At 57.7% G+C, this 14,702-nt stretch carries 16 protein-coding genes; 9 read left to right on the forward strand and 7 right to left on the reverse strand.

The window, feature by feature from the left end; genetic code table 11:
* Positions 1–98 (forward strand): hypothetical protein (locus ACW9H9_RS26770; protein ID WP_240462694.1); only part of this gene is annotated, 98 nt, incomplete at its 5' end.
* Positions 99–654: 556 nt separating this feature from the next.
* Here ACW9H9_RS26770 and ACW9H9_RS26775 read toward each other — a convergent pair.
* The 4 genes from ACW9H9_RS26775 to ACW9H9_RS26790 all read right to left on the reverse strand — a co-directional run bounded on the left by ACW9H9_RS26775 (position 655) and on the right by ACW9H9_RS26790 (position 2,713).
* Positions 655–963: a hypothetical protein gene (locus tag ACW9H9_RS26775; RefSeq protein ID WP_457346331.1), complete on the reverse strand. Its 309-nt coding sequence runs from the start codon at positions 961–963 to the stop codon at positions 655–657.
* Complete coding sequence (locus tag ACW9H9_RS26780) at positions 956–1,150, reverse strand: DUF4225 domain-containing protein (RefSeq protein ID WP_457346332.1); 195 nt, start codon at positions 1,148–1,150, stop codon at positions 956–958. Before ACW9H9_RS26780 ends, ACW9H9_RS26775 begins: the two co-directional genes overlap by 8 nt.
* 353 nt (positions 1,151–1,503) lie before the next feature.
* Positions 1,504–2,097: a DUF4225 domain-containing protein gene (locus ACW9H9_RS26785; protein ID WP_457346333.1), complete on the reverse strand. Its 594-nt coding sequence runs from the start codon at positions 2,095–2,097 to the stop codon at positions 1,504–1,506.
* 118 nt (positions 2,098–2,215) lie between these two features.
* Positions 2,216–2,713, reverse strand: coding sequence for an Hcp family type VI secretion system effector (locus ACW9H9_RS26790; protein ID WP_457346335.1), 498 nt, complete (start codon positions 2,711–2,713; stop codon positions 2,216–2,218).
* A gap of 358 nt (positions 2,714–3,071) precedes the next feature.
* Here ACW9H9_RS26790 and ACW9H9_RS26795 point away from each other — a divergent pair, with 358 nt between their 5' ends.
* The gene (locus ACW9H9_RS26795) at positions 3,072–3,698 is read left to right on the forward strand and encodes an HAD-IB family hydrolase (RefSeq protein WP_457346347.1); all 627 of its coding nucleotides are present in this window, start codon (positions 3,072–3,074) and stop codon (positions 3,696–3,698) included.
* Positions 3,699–3,748: 50 nt separating this feature from the next.
* Here ACW9H9_RS26795 and ACW9H9_RS26800 read toward each other — a convergent pair whose 3' ends face one another.
* On the reverse strand, positions 3,749–4,708 hold the full coding sequence (locus ACW9H9_RS26800; protein WP_457346336.1) for a LysR family transcriptional regulator: 960 nt from the start codon (positions 4,706–4,708) through the stop codon (positions 3,749–3,751).
* 228 nt (positions 4,709–4,936) lie between these two features.
* Between ACW9H9_RS26800 and argH the strand changes: the two genes are divergently transcribed.
* The 7 genes from argH (at position 4,937) to ACW9H9_RS26835 (ending at position 11,816) form a co-directional block, all read left to right on the forward strand.
* On the forward strand, positions 4,937–6,364 hold the full coding sequence (gene argH / locus ACW9H9_RS26805; protein ID WP_457346337.1) for an argininosuccinate lyase: 1,428 nt from the start codon (positions 4,937–4,939) through the stop codon (positions 6,362–6,364).
* Between the two features lie 113 nt (positions 6,365–6,477).
* The gene (locus ACW9H9_RS26810; RefSeq protein ID WP_457346338.1) at positions 6,478–7,356 is read left to right on the forward strand and encodes an amino acid ABC transporter permease; all 879 of its coding nucleotides are present in this window, start codon (positions 6,478–6,480) and stop codon (positions 7,354–7,356) included.
* A 22-nt stretch (positions 7,357–7,378) separates the two neighbouring features.
* A complete protein-coding gene (locus ACW9H9_RS26815) occupies positions 7,379–8,143 on the forward strand; it encodes an amino acid ABC transporter ATP-binding protein (RefSeq protein ID WP_457346339.1) in 765 nt (254 codons plus the stop codon).
* A 25-nt stretch (positions 8,144–8,168) separates the two neighbouring features.
* Positions 8,169–8,990, forward strand: coding sequence for an ABC transporter substrate-binding protein (locus tag ACW9H9_RS26820; RefSeq protein WP_457346340.1), 822 nt, complete (start codon positions 8,169–8,171; stop codon positions 8,988–8,990).
* Between the two features lie 134 nt (positions 8,991–9,124).
* A complete protein-coding gene (locus ACW9H9_RS26825) occupies positions 9,125–10,297 on the forward strand; it encodes an MFS transporter (RefSeq protein WP_457346348.1) in 1,173 nt (390 codons plus the stop codon).
* Positions 10,298–10,382: 85 nt separating this feature from the next.
* Positions 10,383–11,330 carry a hypothetical protein gene (locus tag ACW9H9_RS26830; RefSeq protein WP_457346341.1) on the forward strand — a complete coding sequence of 316 codons (948 nt, stop codon included), beginning with the start codon at positions 10,383–10,385 and terminating at the stop codon, positions 11,328–11,330.
* A 105-nt stretch (positions 11,331–11,435) separates the two neighbouring features.
* Entirely contained in the window at positions 11,436–11,816 is a 381-nt protein-coding gene (locus ACW9H9_RS26835; protein ID WP_457346342.1) for an XRE family transcriptional regulator, read from the forward strand.
* A 41-nt stretch (positions 11,817–11,857) separates the two neighbouring features.
* On the opposite strand, the gene ACW9H9_RS26840 is transcribed toward ACW9H9_RS26835, so the two are convergent.
* Together ACW9H9_RS26840 and ACW9H9_RS26845 are read right to left on the reverse strand one after the other, a co-directional pair.
* A complete protein-coding gene (locus ACW9H9_RS26840) occupies positions 11,858–13,390 on the reverse strand; it encodes an amidase family protein (protein WP_457346344.1) in 1,533 nt (510 codons plus the stop codon).
* A gap of 142 nt (positions 13,391–13,532) precedes the next feature.
* On the reverse strand, positions 13,533–14,591 hold the full coding sequence (locus tag ACW9H9_RS26845; RefSeq protein ID WP_457346345.1) for an MBL fold metallo-hydrolase: 1,059 nt from the start codon (positions 14,589–14,591) through the stop codon (positions 13,533–13,535).
* Positions 14,592–14,702: the final 111 nt, after the last annotated feature.

Below are 14,702 nucleotides of genomic sequence, written 5' to 3' on the forward strand. Positions count from 1 at the left end.
CCTGGATGAGCGAGATCATGGACTTGAAGAAAGAGAAGAACTTCTTTGAGACGCGGGTGATTGAGTATCAGACCGGTGGGGCGCTTAGCTGGGATTGATGCTGAGCTACCGTTGAAAAGCCCTGACTCGTTCAGGGCTTTTTTTGCTCGATGATTTGAATAAGGCTTTCTCTTACATACCGGCTGTCCTTCGGGAAATTAGGTGAAATAACAGCATCCTCACAAAAAGACTAGCGCCTTATTATTTTCTTCTTAACCACAAAAACCAGTTTCTCTGTTCCTGCTCATCAGGAATTGTAGAAACATAAAGAAGAATCATAAAAAGCGACACCCAACCCAAAATCGATTTATCGACATACCCCACAAATAAAATATAACCCTGGTCCACGAATTTCATATGCGCATAGGTAAAGAAGATATTATAAATCGACACAACCAGAAGCTTCCATCTTGAAAACTTGTTTCCCGACCACGCGCTGCTAGCCCACAATGGGGGCAAATAAAATAAAACAGTAAAAAATAAGTACCCGGTATAAATAAATATATTACTCACCACTATTCCACCGTTCTCGAATATCATCGATTATTGACAAATCGCTCCCCCTATCAAATAAAAATCCTGTCCGTGATGCTTTTTTATACATATAAAATATGTTTATTTTTTCACCCCAAAAAACCCGCCTCGCCGTTCCCATTCAACGGGCATTGTAAACATATAAAGTAGAATCATAAAAAGAGACACCCAACCCAAGACCGAATTATCAGCCTCACCCACAAATAAAATCTTACCCTGCTCGATATACTTCCTATGAAGATAAATAAAAAATATATTGTAAAGCGCCATAATCGAAAACTTCCATTTAGAAAAACCGCTCCCAGACCATGCGCTACTCGCCCATAACGACGGCAGATAGAACAAAACCGTCAAAAACAAATAAACACCGTAAAAAATTATATTATTCACGATTAATCCACCGGCTGATCATTTCCTCTATTGTTAACGCATCCCCACTTCTATCAAACAAGGCTCCACCAACTGACGTAGTTTTATACGCTCTCATAAAATCAGACCGCATATACCTATACAGACGCCAAGACCCAGCTTTGGGCACCAATCTAAAAGCACTAAAACCTGATGTCGCCAAATCCACTGCTCCTCACGCAACATCACCCGCCGTTTTATTTTTTCCGAGCGCCACAGCCGCATCTTGATATATCACAGCAAACCTACCTCCCCCGCCAATCCACCGGAATTGAATAGGCATACAAAAATGTAAGCCCAAAAGAAAACCAACCCATCACATCGTCTTTTCTGTCATCAAAAAACGGTATATATCCCGTATGAGCATATTTCAGAAGAAAAAACATACACAGGCAGTTATACCCCACAGAGACAAAAAACTTTAACTTCGTCAACCTTGTTTGAGACCACGCCCGCGCAAACCAAAGAGATGGCATATAAAAAACAAAACACACCACGATGAAAACCGCATAAAACAGCCCATTACTCACTTAACGACTCCCAACGCTTCCGTATATCGTCTGCCGACAGCACTCCAAAGACCCCATCTGCCGCCAGGCCAGCTGCCGACGAATTTTTGTACGCTCTAATATAATCAGCTTTTATATAGCGATAGAGCTTCCAAGCATCTCGCTTCAACATCAACCGCCACAGGCTATAAATCGAGGTACTGGCATCAACTATGCTATAGGCAAAATCGCCTGTTTCTTTCTCACCCCCCAATGCCAGGGCTGTTTGCTGATAAACCTTTCTCAAAGGACCCTCGGTATCCGTGCGCCCCTCCCATACGTTTCGCCCACTCTCATAAATATTATTTCCGCCGTGAGCCATGATCGGCACGCCCACCGGAGCGCACAACGTTCCAAATGAGGCCATACACACTTGCACACCGGTTTTAAACTGAATACCCCCGGCAAGTAGCCCTAACCCCTGCCTCGTAATAGCCAGCGACAGTTCCAAATAACTGCGCTGTTCCCGCTTTAATTCCAGCAGCGCTTGCTCAGCACTTTTCCTCCCGTCCTCAACCTCCCGGACAATCCCTCGTGCGTAATAAGCCACTTCGTGATTAAACTGCATCCGCACGACTCCATTCCGGATATGCCGTGCGCTCACAATGCAAGCCTGGTTCGTCAAATAGGTGGCCGTCTGATTGACAGTCCAAAAGTCGTGAGATGAAACATGCAAACGTTCAGCGTTATTGCGACTCATCGTTATTCTGCCCCCAAACGCTGTAGCCACTGGTTCCAGCCAAATGATGTGTCCAGATAATTTCCCGATAACGCAGCGCGAGTATTTCCTGCGCTTCCATATCACCGTACAAAATCGCATGGGGCACATTGACGTGGATATCAGCAATGACACACCCGCGAATATCGATGGTGTAGTACTTCTCTTGCTGGCCAAACGGCGAATGGCGGTAAAAATCGACAACGCAATGAAGCTCTTCCCGGGTAGACAACGCCACCGCCAGTAATGGGGAAGACTTGTCGATGTTCTTGGCAATGGTGATCGGGCCATGAGTAGAAGCGTTGATATTGCCCCGGTTAATCATGTCGTGTTGAAACGAGAGCACCATTATTTCGTCGCGGTGCCCGTCCTGGCATTTATTGCCGATAGAGTCGGGCGTTGAACAACCCGCCGAGATAACGCCTTGAGTATTGCCCGTAATGGACAGGTAGCCGTGATGTGCCATGAGATAAACGCCTTGTGGTTTTGCGCTCACCCTATGTAAAAAAGTCAATCGGAACTATCAGACGTTTCGTTTTAGTTAGTACGAGCGATATGTAGGAGCTTTCACTAGTTACCTGATTAGTCGGGCGGAGTTTTCCTGCTATGGCTCTATGTCGCGGCGAGCAGGCTTATATTGCCGCCCTAAAAACGCTGCCGAGCGTCCCCTTCATGGCGCAGCGGTAGTAAACTTCGCGCACAATGGGCCGCTTTTAGTGGCGCGCCCCTAGCGTTTAAGGCGTATGTTTTGGCCCTCGCCCACTGGGCACCGTGGCCAACCTGAACCCGCTTCACACAATCGAGGCCCCTCCGTGACCCCTGATATGCTCGAATCCGGCCCCGTCGGCGCCAAGGTACTTTCTGTCTTTGACTTCGACGGCACCCTGACCCACCACGACAGTTTTGTGCCCTTCCTCAAATTTGCCTTTGGCAAGGGCGAGTTCGCCCGCCGGATCGTCAAGCTGGCAGTGCCGGGCGTGCGGTTTTTGCTGCGGCAAATCAGCCGGGATGAGCTCAAGGCTCAGTTGATTCGCACCTTTATGACCGGGGTGCAAAAAGCCTGGGTCCAGCAGCAGGCCGATGCGTACTGCCAGCAATACTGGAACCGCCTGATGCGCCCGGCGGGGGTGCAGTCGGTGGCGGACGAGGTGAAGTCCGGGGCGGTGGTCACACTGTGTTCGGCGTCGCCAGCACTGGTGTTGCAACCGTTCGCGAACAGGCTGGGGATCCGGTTGATCGGCACCGAGCTTGAAGTGGTGGACGGCGTGCTCACCGGCAAGCTCACCGGGAATAACTGCCGGTGTGAGAACAAAGTGCTGCGCCTGGAAGCGGTGTATGGGGACCTGGGGGAGTATCGGCTCAGGGCCTGGGGTGATACGCGCGGCGACCGGGAGCTGTTGGCGGCGGCGCAGGATGCGCATTTTCGGCATTTTCATGCGAAGAGAAAGTAAAAGCGGCTGAGGGGATCCTTCCCATGCCCTGCGTGGGAAGGATCAAGTACTTATGTAGCCGATTTCAGGTCCAAACCCAGCGCTGTCGCGAAGGCTTTCACCATCGGACTTCTTGGCGCGTTATGCCGCAAAATCAGGTGAAACGGCGTGCTCAGGTGAATCTGCGCCGGGCACAGCGCACGCAGGCGCCCTTCCTTTACCAGCGACGCAGCATAATGTTCCGGCAGGAACCCCAAAAAGCGGCCAGTGAGGATAAGGATGGCAACAGCTTCCACCTGGATCGCGGAGGCAGACTGACTGTCGTGGTTGATGAAGTGGGCCTTGTCCCGATGGATCGCGTAGCGATGGTTGACCACTTCATGCTGGCGCAACACGTCGGGCGCGATGTCGCGGGCCTCAAACAAGGGGTGATCGGTTGCGCAGTAGACGTAGGCTTTTTCTTCGTAAAGCGGCAAATAATCGAATTCTTCCCGGCGCTGGTAGACCGGCACGATGCCAACCGCCAGCCGCCCTTCCACGACGCCCCGCTCGATTTCATCCAGTTGTGCAGCCTGCAAACGCAGTCTTATTTTGGGTGAATCCGTATGTAGCTTTTTAAGAGCGGCAACTAACGGCGAACTAAGGTCGGACACGGTATTATCAATAACGCCCACCCCCAGGTCGCCAATCAGTTCGTTCTGCGCCGAACTAAGCTTGTCCCGAAAACTGTCCACCGAGGCAAATAACTCGATGGACGCCTGGTACACCAACTTGCCTTCCTCGGTCAGCCCGAACCCTTCGCGGCCCCGTGTACACAGGCGCATGCCGATGCGAATTTCGAGGTCCGAGATCTGTTTGCTGATGGCCGCCAGGCCCACGTTCAGCTCGTTTTGCGCGGCGCTGAAACCACCGGCCTCGACCACCGCCTTGAATACCCGCAGCAATTTGAAGTCCAGCCCGCTCAGTTGCAGAGGCGGTCGCGTGCCGGGTTTTGGCGGTACGTTTCCAGAAGTGGAAAGTGGGGTTTCCATAATACGTGTTGACCTCAAGTGCCATATTCAACAGGCTTTGACCTAATCCGTGAACATAGCCGGGCGGCAATAATGAACATAGATAACCCGCCTTGGCAACCTTGAATATAGCGGCTTGAACAGCTTTCGCAGGCTGATTTAACGCCCTTTAAACCTGACACTTCGATCAGGGCTTTTTAGTTTTTGACTGCCTCCGATTCTTCCAAAAACAAAGCGTGAGGAACACCCATGTCCCAGCCCACCGACCGCCTTTGGGGCGCTCGTTTCAAGACCGGTCCGTCTGCTGCCCTGGCGGCGCTGTCCCGTTGCCCGGAGCGCTATTTTCGCCTGACGCCCTACGACCTGGCGGGCTCCCGCGCCCATGCCCGTGAATTGCAGCGCGCCGGGTTGCTGGATGAATCGGAAACCTTGCGCACCCTAGAAGCGCTGGATCGCATCGGCGAAGATTTCGCCGCCGGTCGCCTGCACCCCACCCTGGATGATGAAGACGTACACACCTTCATCGAACGCGTGCTCACCGAACGCCTGGGCGCGCTGGGTGGCAAGTTGCGCGCCGGGCGTTCACGCAACGACCAGACCGCCAACGATTTGCGCCTGTTCCTGCGCGACCATGCGCGCACCATCACCACCGAGGTGCTGGGCCTGCAAGCGGCGTTGGTGGCTCAGGCTGAACAGCATGTTGAAAGCATTTGCCCAGGCTTTACGCACTTGCAACAGGCGCAGCCGATTGTGTTCGCCCACCATTTGCTGGCGCACGCGCAGTCCATGCTGCGTGACGTGCAGCGCTTGGTGGACTGGGATGCGCGCACAGCCTTGTCGCCGTTGGGCGCAGCGGCCATGGCAGGTTCGGCGATTGCGCGTCAGCCGGAGCATTCGGCCAAGGAGATGGGTTACACCGGGCCGTGCGAAAACTCCATCGACGCCGTCGCCAGCCGTGACCATGTGGCGGAGTTTCTGTTTGTCGCGGGCATGCTCGGGGTGAATATTTCGCGGCTGTCCGAAGAGTTTTGCCTATGGTCGTCGCGCCAGTTTCGCTGGGTGCAACTGGACGATGCCTACGCCACCGGCAGCTCGATCATGCCGCAGAAAAAGAACCCGGACATCGCCGAGCTGGCCCGTGGCAAAGCCGGTCGCCTGATTGGCAACCTCACCGGCCTGATGTCCACCCTCAAATCCCTACCGCTCTCCTACAACCGCGACTTGAGCGAAGACAAGCACAGCGTATTGGACAGCGTGGACACCCTGCTGCTGGTGCTGCCAGCCATGGCGGGCATGGTGGCGACCATGAAGGTGCAGGTGGAAGAACTGCGGCGCCAGGCCCCGATGGGGTTCACCCTGGCGACCGAGGTAGCGGACTGGCTGGCCACGCGCGGTGTGCCGTTCAAAGAAGCGCATGAGATCACCGGCGCATTGGTACAAGCCTGTGAGAAGCATGAGATTGAGTTGTGGGAAGCCTCACCGGCCATGCTGGCAGAGGTGGACATGCGGCTGACACCCGAGGTGCGTGACTGCCTCACCCTGGAAGCCGCGATTGCAGCGCGCAGTGGCTGGGGTGGCACCGCGCCCGAGCGGGTGCGCGAGCAGATTGCGCGGTTGAAGGTGGCGTTGGCCGAACAACAGAAATGGACCGAGAACTATCAGGGATTTCGGATTTAAGCCCGTAGGAATTGTGCCGTGGGTACTGGCGCCGTCCCAGGCAAGCCAGCGCCCGCCTTGATCGGGTTCCTACCGTTTGATTGTGTGCAGTTGCTGTACTTTGGAGAAACACCATGAACCAAACCCCGGCAGAACGCCTGGCGGCCGAGCGCCAGCAGAGCGAGAACCAGTTCGACATCACCCAGTACGAGCATGTGCCCCGTCGCTACTACGGGCGGATGGTGTTTGCCACCCTGATCGTGGTGGTGTTGATCGGCCTGGTGCGAGCCTTTGCCAATGGTCAGATCGAATGGGCCTACATTGGCCAGTTCCTCACGTCCGAGGCCATTTTGTGGGGCCTGCTCAACACCATCATCATGTCGATTCTGGCGATGGCGCTGGGCGTGGTGATCGGAGTGATCACCGCCATCATGCGCATGTCGGCCAACCCGATCCTGCGGTACGTGGCCATCACCTACACCTGGCTGTTTCGCGGCACGCCGCTGATCCTGCAACTGTTGCTGTGGTTCAACCTGGCGTTGATTTTCCCGGTGATCGCAGTGCCTGGCCTGTTCAGCATCGACACCGTGGACTTGATGACACCGTTCGTGGCGGCGCTGCTGGGCCTGAGCATCAACCAGGGCGCCTACACCGCCGAAGTGGTACGCGCCGGCCTCTTGTCGGTGGACACCGGCCAGTACGAGGCCGCCAAGTCTATCGGCATGCCCAGCCTTCAGGCGCTGCGTAGGGTGATTCTGCCGCAGGCGATGCGGGTGATCATTCCACCTGTAGGCAACGAGTTCATCAGCATGGTGAAAATGACCAGCCTGGCCAGCGTGATCCAGTATTCAGAGCTGCTGCACAACGCGCAAAACATCTACTACGCCAACGCACGGGTGATGGAGCTGCTGATTGTGGCGGGCATCTGGTACTTGGCGGTGGTGACGGTTCTTTCATTCGGTCAGAGCCGCCTCGAGCGTCGTTTTGCCCGCGGCGCCGGCAAGCGCTCGTAAGTCTGGTTGAGGAGAGTTATCCATGAGAAGCATCGTCAAGGCCGTCAACCTCAATAAGTATTACGACCAGTATCACGCGCTGCGCGATATCAACCTGGAAGTCGAACAGGGCGATGTGCTGTGCATCATCGGCCCGTCCGGTTCGGGCAAAAGCACCCTGCTGCGCTGCGTCAACCAACTGGAAAAGATCAACACCGGCGGCCTGTGGGTCGACGGCGAGCTGGTGGGTTACCGGGTCGCGGGCAACAAGCTGCATGAATTGAACGAAGCGCAGATCGCCCGCCAGCGCCTGGCCACCGGCATGGTGTTCCAGCGCTTTAATTTGTTCCCGCACATGACCGTGTTGCAAAACATCATCGAAGGCCCCTGCCAGGTGCTCAAGCGCTCGCCCAAGGAAGCCACCGAAGACGCCCTGGAGTTGCTGGCCCGTGTGGGCCTGGCGGACAAGCGCAATGCTTATCCGGTGGAATTGTCCGGCGGCCAGCAACAGCGCGTGGCCATTGCCCGGGCGCTGGCCATGCGCCCTAAATTGATGCTGTTTGACGAACCCACGTCAGCGCTCGACCCGGAGCTGGTAGGAGAAGTGCTGTCGGTGATGCGCGACTTGGCCACCACCGGCATGACCATGATTGTGGTCACCCATGAGTTGGGCTTCGCGCGCGAGGTGTCCAACCGCATGGTGTTCATGGATGCTGGCCAGATTGTGGAAGCCGGCAGCCCCGAAGAAATTCTAATAAGCCCACAAAACCCGCGTACCCAAAGCTTTATTTCTGCCGTTCGCACTTAACTAAAAAACAAACGAGAACGCCCCCATGAAAAAATTGATTGTTCCAGGTTTGCTCGCAGGCCTGATGGCCTCCACTTCGGTTTTCGCGGCATTGCCGGCAGCGATCAAGGAAAAAGGCGAGATCAGCGCGGCCATCGTGCCGAACTACCCGCCAATGGACTTCAAGGACACCGCCACCAACCAGCTCACCGGCCTGGACTTTGACCTGGGCAATGCCCTGGCCGAGCGCCTGGGTGTGAAGATCAAATGGCAGGAAACCGGCTTTGAGCAAATGCTCAGCGGCCTCACCACCAAGCGCGTCGACATCGTGCTGTCGGGCATGAGCGACACCGCTGAACGCCAGAAAGCCGTGACCTTCATCGACTACTTCACCAGCGGCCCGCAGTTCTACACCCTGAGCAAGCGTGAAGACCTGCAAGCCTTGACTGACCTGTGCGGTAAAAAAGTCGGCACCAGCCGCCGGACTACCTGGCCGTCGGAAATTGCCGCATGGAGCAAGGAAAACTGCGAAGGCGCCGGTAAGCCCGCCATCGTGGTGATCGGCACCGAAGGCTCGGCGGATGCGCGCGCCCAACTGCAGCAGAACCGCCTGGATGCGGCGATGCAGGGCAGCGAAACCATTCCGTATTTGATGTCTCTGGACAAGGGCAAGTACAAGCCGGTGGGCCTGGCCATTTCCAAACAATTCACCGGGCTTGGGATCGAGAAGAGCAACACGGAGCTGGTCACGGCCATCAGCGAGACGTTGCAAGCCATGATCGATGACGGTACTTACGGCAAGATCCTGAAAAAGTGGGACCTGGAGCAAGGCGCTGTCGAAAAAGTCGCGATCAACGCCGGACAGTAATGACCGTTCCCACGCCTGGCGTGGGAATACACCCCGTGACGCCCAAGAAAACGGAACGCGGAGCGTCCAGACTGGCGTTCCCACGCTGAACGTGGGAACGCTCATTTTGAGTGAACAAGGACACCTGCCCTACCGTGGCCACCTACTCCCTGGTAATCCGCCGCCTGATGATCTGCTCACTGACCATCGTGATCAGCCGGGCCATGACCAGCCCGCTGATGACCTTGCTGCTCAGCCGGCGCCTGGGCCTCAACCAGCAGGACATCGGCTTGCTGATGGGCATCGCCGTGTTTACCGCCACGTTGATGGGCCTCTACGGCGGCTACATCATCGACCGCATGGAAAAGCGCAAACTGCTGATCCTGGCGATGCTCTCCAGCTCCATCGGTTTTCTGTTACTGACCTTTGCCAGCAACCTTTACCTGACCACCCTGACCCTGGTGATTACCGAGTCGGCCTCGGCGCTGTTCCTGATCGGCTCCAAGGCGATCATCAGTGAGAACCTGCCGGTGGAGCAGCGCGCCAAGGTGTTCTCCCTGCGTTACACCCTGACCAATATCGGTTACGCCACCGGCCCCATGGTGGGCGTGGTGATTGCCGGACAGATGCCTCTGCTACCGTTCATGCTGTCCAGTGCCATTGCGTTTCTGAGTGTGTTCCTGATGATCGGCATCCCACCCACCCAACGGGACGCCAACAGCAAACCCTTGAGTTTTCTCACCACCCTCAAGACCCTGCGCGGCGACCGCACCTTGGTGCTGTTTACCGCTGGCAGCCTGTTGAGCACCATCGTCTACGGCCGCTACACCCTCTACCTGTCGCAGTTTCTGTTGGTGATTCACAACGCCGACGATGCGCTGAAAATTCTCTCCGCCGTGCTGGCCTGCAACGCCATCACGGTGATGCTGTTGCAATACCAGATCGGTCGGTTTCTCAAGCGTGAACAACTGCGCTACTGGATCGTGCTGGGCACCACGCTGTTCATCGGCGGGCTGATCGGCTTCAGCCAGGCCGACAGCCTGCTGTCGTGGTGCGTGGCGATGTTCGTGTTTACGTTGGGCGAAATGATCATCTTCCCGTCCGAATACCTGTTCATCGACACCATTGCCCCCGACGCCCTGCGCGGCAGTTATTACGGGGCGCAAAACCTGGCAGCGTTTGGCGGGGCGTTGAGCCCGGTGATCTGCGGGTTCCTGTTGATCAACTCGCCACCGGCCACCATGTTCTACGCGTTGAGCGCCTTGACGGCGGTGGGCGGAACCCTGTGCTTCCTGAGCGGGCGTCGCGTGGCGGGCAACACGGCCTGACGGGGGGCAGGTCGCCGCAGGTTGTTACTGAAATTTGCGCGGGATCCGGCTATTAATAGCCCAACTTCTCACGGACCCGAGCGCCATGAAATTCGATACGGCCTACAGCCAGGCTCTGGACGACAAGATGTCGATCTATGACGTGCGCGACCTGAATTTCGACGAAACCACCCCTTTCGACTCCGACAAGGACCGGTTCTTCTGCCCCAACGACGCGTGCCGCGCAGCCTTTGCCGCCAGCAACGTACTGGGCACGTTCAACGCCAAAAACGTCAACTACCGGCGCACGCCCCATTTCAAGAACACCCCGAGTACCCAGCACATTGACGGCTGCCGCTATGCCAGCCAGAGCGCAGGAAAAGGTGAGGCCGAAGGCGAGCGGGAAGAGAGCTTCCCGTCGGAATTTGTCCTCACCCGCCGTCAGTACAAAAGCGAGCCTGTACAGCCAGCCGCCCCAGGTGCCGCCCCACAGCAAACAGCGAAAACGACTGCACAACGCGCCGCCCCCTCCCACCGCACAAGCGACGGCACGCCCGATAAAACCAGCGTGTTCGCCCACCCCGTCGAGTGCTACGTATCCCACCTCGACGACAAAGACAAGCTCAAGCGCATGCCGCTCAAGATCGGCGAGCACACGGCCACGTACGCGACCTTTTTCAAGAGAATCGAATACCTGCAAGACAACAAGGGCCTGATCTACTGGGGCAAGGTCAAAGCCATCAAGGACTACACCAACAGCTTTCGCATCGACTTCGACAAGAAGGTGTGGGTCGACAAAAAGCCCTATTCGGTCAACGTCTACCTGAACAAAAAACTGATCGACACCTACCGCAAGCGCACGGCGTTCCTGGAACAGATCAAGGCCGCGGTGGGCAGTGAGCGGGAGCTGTATTGCTTCTTCTACGGCGTGACGCCGGTGCTCAAACACGTGCCCAGCAAGAAAAACCCCGAGCAGACGTTCGGGGTGTTCAGTGCCGATATCGAAAACCTCGACCACTTGATTGTCCGGGAACTCCCGGCGCACGGCACGTAAGGGAAGCTGAAGGGGCTTTTAATACGGCGAGGAGATGAGCGGTCAAAACAACTGTACAAAAACACAGTATAGTTTGCTTTCCCCGTCGAACTCTGGAGAAAGCCCATGTCCTCTCTGGCACTGAGCCGCACTGTAGAACAGCAGATTGTGCTTCATCAATTCACGCCACGGCACAGCGTGCAGGCCCGCTTGATGCTGGGCTGGAGCCAGGAAGACCTGGCGCGCGAGGCTGGGGTGGCGATGGGTGAACTGGAACGTTTGGAGAGCCATGGCGAGGTGGATGATGCCGTCCGCTTGAGCGTTGCGTTTCGTCTGGAGGCGCAAGGGCTAGTGTTTTTCCCAGGCTTTGCGCCGGGCTGGGGGATGAATGTACGCCGCCACCCGCAGACGCCCGCCGAGCTTGAGGCCAAGGGCATCATTTCGCGTTTTCTGGATTCGGCAGCAGCAGCGGCAGCGCCAGTCAACGCCCAACCGAACAGGGCGTAGCCGCCGCCCCGCATCGGCGGGCGGCGGCCTGCTGCGTTACGTCAACTCGCGGGCTTGAACTCGGGTTTGCGAATGGCCTGGGATGCCTGTTCATACCCGTGAGCCACCGCCAGCAAGGTGGCTTCACTCCAGCGCGGCCCGTAGAAGTAGGCGCTGGTGGGCAGCCCGTCTTCGTCGGTGCCTGACGGCACCGAAATACCCGGATACCCGGCTGCCGATACGGCGAAATAGCTGTTGGTTTCATAGTCCGACACCAGCGCATCCAGCGTGTGCTCACGTACAACGTCGTCTACGGTGCTGCGAAAGTCTTCGATCAGCGTATGCCAGGCCGGGTCGCGTTCTTCCTTCGTCAGGTTGGATTGGTGGATGGTTTTAAGCAGCGGCTGGTGGTCACCCTCGCCGTCGCGCTGCTCGTTAAAGGCGATCAATTCGGCCAACGACCGGGCGGGCAACCCCTTGCGGGTGGCGAGGTAGCCGTTCATTTCCTGTTTGACGTCGCCCAGCAGCAGCTCTTCATAGCGCGAGGCGTCGGCCACACGGACGTCCACCGGCACCAGAATCGCGCCCTGGGCTTTTAATTGCTCAAGGGCGCGGGCAAACGCCGGGCTGTTTTCCACGGGTTCGGCCTCATTGCCCAGGGTGAAACGGGCGGGGTAGCCGATGCGTTTGTCTTTCAAGGCCCCGGGCACCAGCAAGGCGGTGTAGTCGATGCCTTGGGGGGCGCCCACGCTTGCCGTGTCGTGGGGGTCACGACCTGCCATGGCGTTGAGCAGCAACGCCGTGTCGAACACCGAGCGCGCCATGGGGCCTGGCGTGTCTTGCCGGTGGCTGGCGGGGATGATCCCGCTGCGGCTCAACAACCCGACACTGGGCTTGAGCCCGACAACGCCGTTGCGCGCCGATGGCACCACGATGGAGCCGTTGGTTTCGGTGCCCACGGCCAACGGCGCCAACCCGGCCGCCAGCGCCGCCGCCGAACCCGAACTGGAGCCGCCCACATCCGCGCCAGGCTGGTGCGGGTTGAGGGTCTGCCCGCCTCTTGAGCTCCAGCCATCGGGCCGCTCACCCCCGCGAAACCCGGCCAGTTCGCTGAGGTTGGTCTTGCCCAGAATCACCGCGCCCTGCGCACGCAGGCGCTCGACGATAAACGCATCTTTACCCGCCGACGCGCCCACCAACCCGAATGAACCCGCGCTGGTTTGCAGGGTGTCGCCGGTTTCGATGTTGTCTTTGAGCAGTATCGGGATGCCGTGCAGCGGGCCGCGCACCTTGCCGTTGGCCCGTTCACGGTCAAGTTCGCGGGCGATCTGGAGCGCCTGCGGGTTGAGTTCGATGACCGAATGCAACGAGGGCCCGCTTTGGTCGATCGTGGCGATGCGTTGTTGCAGGTAGGCCACCAGTGCGGCCGACGTCAGCCCGTTGGGCTTGGCCATTTGCTCGCTGAGCGCCTGCACGCTTGCGTACTCGATACCCGCAGGTAAGGACGGCGCAGCGCAGCTCGCGACGCCGTAGCTGAGGGCTGTGCGGGCAGCCTGGTAAAGGGCCGACGTCATGCCGTGAGCAACACCCATCATGTAATGCCTCCTGGAGCAGTGGAAAAACCGAGGATCCCGAACGGATCCGGCCACCAGTCTAGGGAGACATCTACACCTCGCGCAGTGAGCCTGATGCTGCGCAGGTTGTGGGATTGATCAGCACAAGCAGTAGCCCTAAAAGCTATCCCAGGGCCGACTCTTCAACGTTGACCGGTTCCACGTCCAGCCACCAGGCATGCCCGCGCTCCGGTTGGGCAAGGTTGAACGCCTGGCCCATGGCGGGCGTGGTGATGGACACATTGCGCTCCCACGCCAACGCCATGATGCGGTCGAACGGTTCATGCCAGGCATGGAACGCCAGGTCGAACGTGCCGTTGTGGATCGGCAACAGCCAGCGGCCCTTGAGGTCGATATGCGCCTGCAGGGTTTGCTCGGGCTGCATGTGCACATGAGGCCAGTCGACGTTGTAGGCGCCGGTTTCCATCAAGGTCAGGTCGAAGGGGCCGTACTGCTCGCCAATCCGCTTGAAGCCATCGAAATACCCGGTGTCGCCGCTGAAGAAAATCCGCCGGGCCTCATCGATCATCACCCAGGAACACCACAGGGTCTGGTTGCCGTCAAACAACCCACGGCCGGAAAAATGCTGGGCCGGGGTCGCGACAAAACGGACGCCGTCGACGTCGGTGGCCTGCCACCAATCCAGTTGGCGCACTTTGCTGGCGTCCACCCCCCATTTGATCAGGGTATCGCCAACGCCCAGCGGCGCCAGGAAATAACGCGTCTTGTCCGCCAGTTGCACCACAGCCTGGTGGTCCAGGTGGTCGTAGTGGTTGTGGGAAAGAATCACCGCCTCGATCGGCGGCAGTGCGTCAAGGCTGATAGGCGGCTGGTGGAAGCGCTTCGGGCCGGCCCAACTGAAGGGCGATGCGCGCTCGGCGAAGACCGGGTCGGTGAGCCAGAATTTGCCGCGCATTTTCAGCAGCACGGTGGAGTGCCCGAGGCGGAACACGCTGTGGTCGGGCGCCGCGGCCAATTGTTCACGGGTGAGCGGCTGTACCGGAATCTCGCCCACCGGCCGGGTGCTGCGCGGCTTGTGAAACAGCATTTTCCAGAAAATACCCAAGGATTTGCGAAAGCCACTGCGCCGCACCGGCGCATCGTTGGTGAAGTGGCCTTCACGCTGCCCGGCGGGCTTGAGCGCGACGGGAGACGTGTCGAGACGGGTTGAGATCGTTGCCATTACAGAAGACTCCTACAGACCGCTCAGAAAGTTACACTGGACAGTGTACTTTCAAGATTGCAACAAAACCTTGCGGGCATGATTCAGCAGTCGAAGAAGGCGGGGGCCAAG

The organism is Pseudomonas sp. SDO5215_S409 (genome assembly GCF_054071325.1).

What these genes read in the sequence shown, in the direction of transcription:
- argH (WP_457346337.1), top strand. Translation starts at nt 4,937, where the DNA reads ATGTCCCAGCCCACCGACCGCCTTTGGGGCGCTCGTTTCAAGACCGGT.
- ACW9H9_RS26820 (WP_457346340.1), top strand. Translation starts at nt 8,169, where the DNA reads ATGAAAAAATTGATTGTTCCAGGTTTGCTCGCAGGCCTGATGGCCTCC.
- ACW9H9_RS26835 (WP_457346342.1), top strand. Translation starts at nt 11,436, where the DNA reads ATGTCCTCTCTGGCACTGAGCCGCACTGTAGAACAGCAGATTGTGCTT.
- ACW9H9_RS26795 (WP_457346347.1), top strand. Translation starts at nt 3,072, where the DNA reads ATGCTCGAATCCGGCCCCGTCGGCGCCAAGGTACTTTCTGTCTTTGAC.
- ACW9H9_RS26815 (WP_457346339.1), top strand. Translation starts at nt 7,379, where the DNA reads ATGAGAAGCATCGTCAAGGCCGTCAACCTCAATAAGTATTACGACCAG.
- ACW9H9_RS26800 (WP_457346336.1), bottom strand. Translation starts at nt 4,708, where the DNA reads ATGGAAACCCCACTTTCCACTTCTGGAAACGTACCGCCAAAACCCGGC.
- ACW9H9_RS26790 (WP_457346335.1), bottom strand. Translation starts at nt 2,713, where the DNA reads ATGGCACATCACGGCTACCTGTCCATTACGGGCAATACTCAAGGCGTT.
- ACW9H9_RS26845 (WP_457346345.1), bottom strand. Translation starts at nt 14,591, where the DNA reads ATGGCAACGATCTCAACCCGTCTCGACACGTCTCCCGTCGCGCTCAAG.
- ACW9H9_RS26810 (WP_457346338.1), top strand. Translation starts at nt 6,478, where the DNA reads ATGAACCAAACCCCGGCAGAACGCCTGGCGGCCGAGCGCCAGCAGAGC.
- ACW9H9_RS26785 (WP_457346333.1), bottom strand. Translation starts at nt 2,097, where the DNA reads ATGCAGTTTAATCACGAAGTGGCTTATTACGCACGAGGGATTGTCCGG.
- ACW9H9_RS26840 (WP_457346344.1), bottom strand. Translation starts at nt 13,390, where the DNA reads ATGATGGGTGTTGCTCACGGCATGACGTCGGCCCTTTACCAGGCTGCC.
- ACW9H9_RS26830 (WP_457346341.1), top strand. Translation starts at nt 10,383, where the DNA reads ATGAAATTCGATACGGCCTACAGCCAGGCTCTGGACGACAAGATGTCG.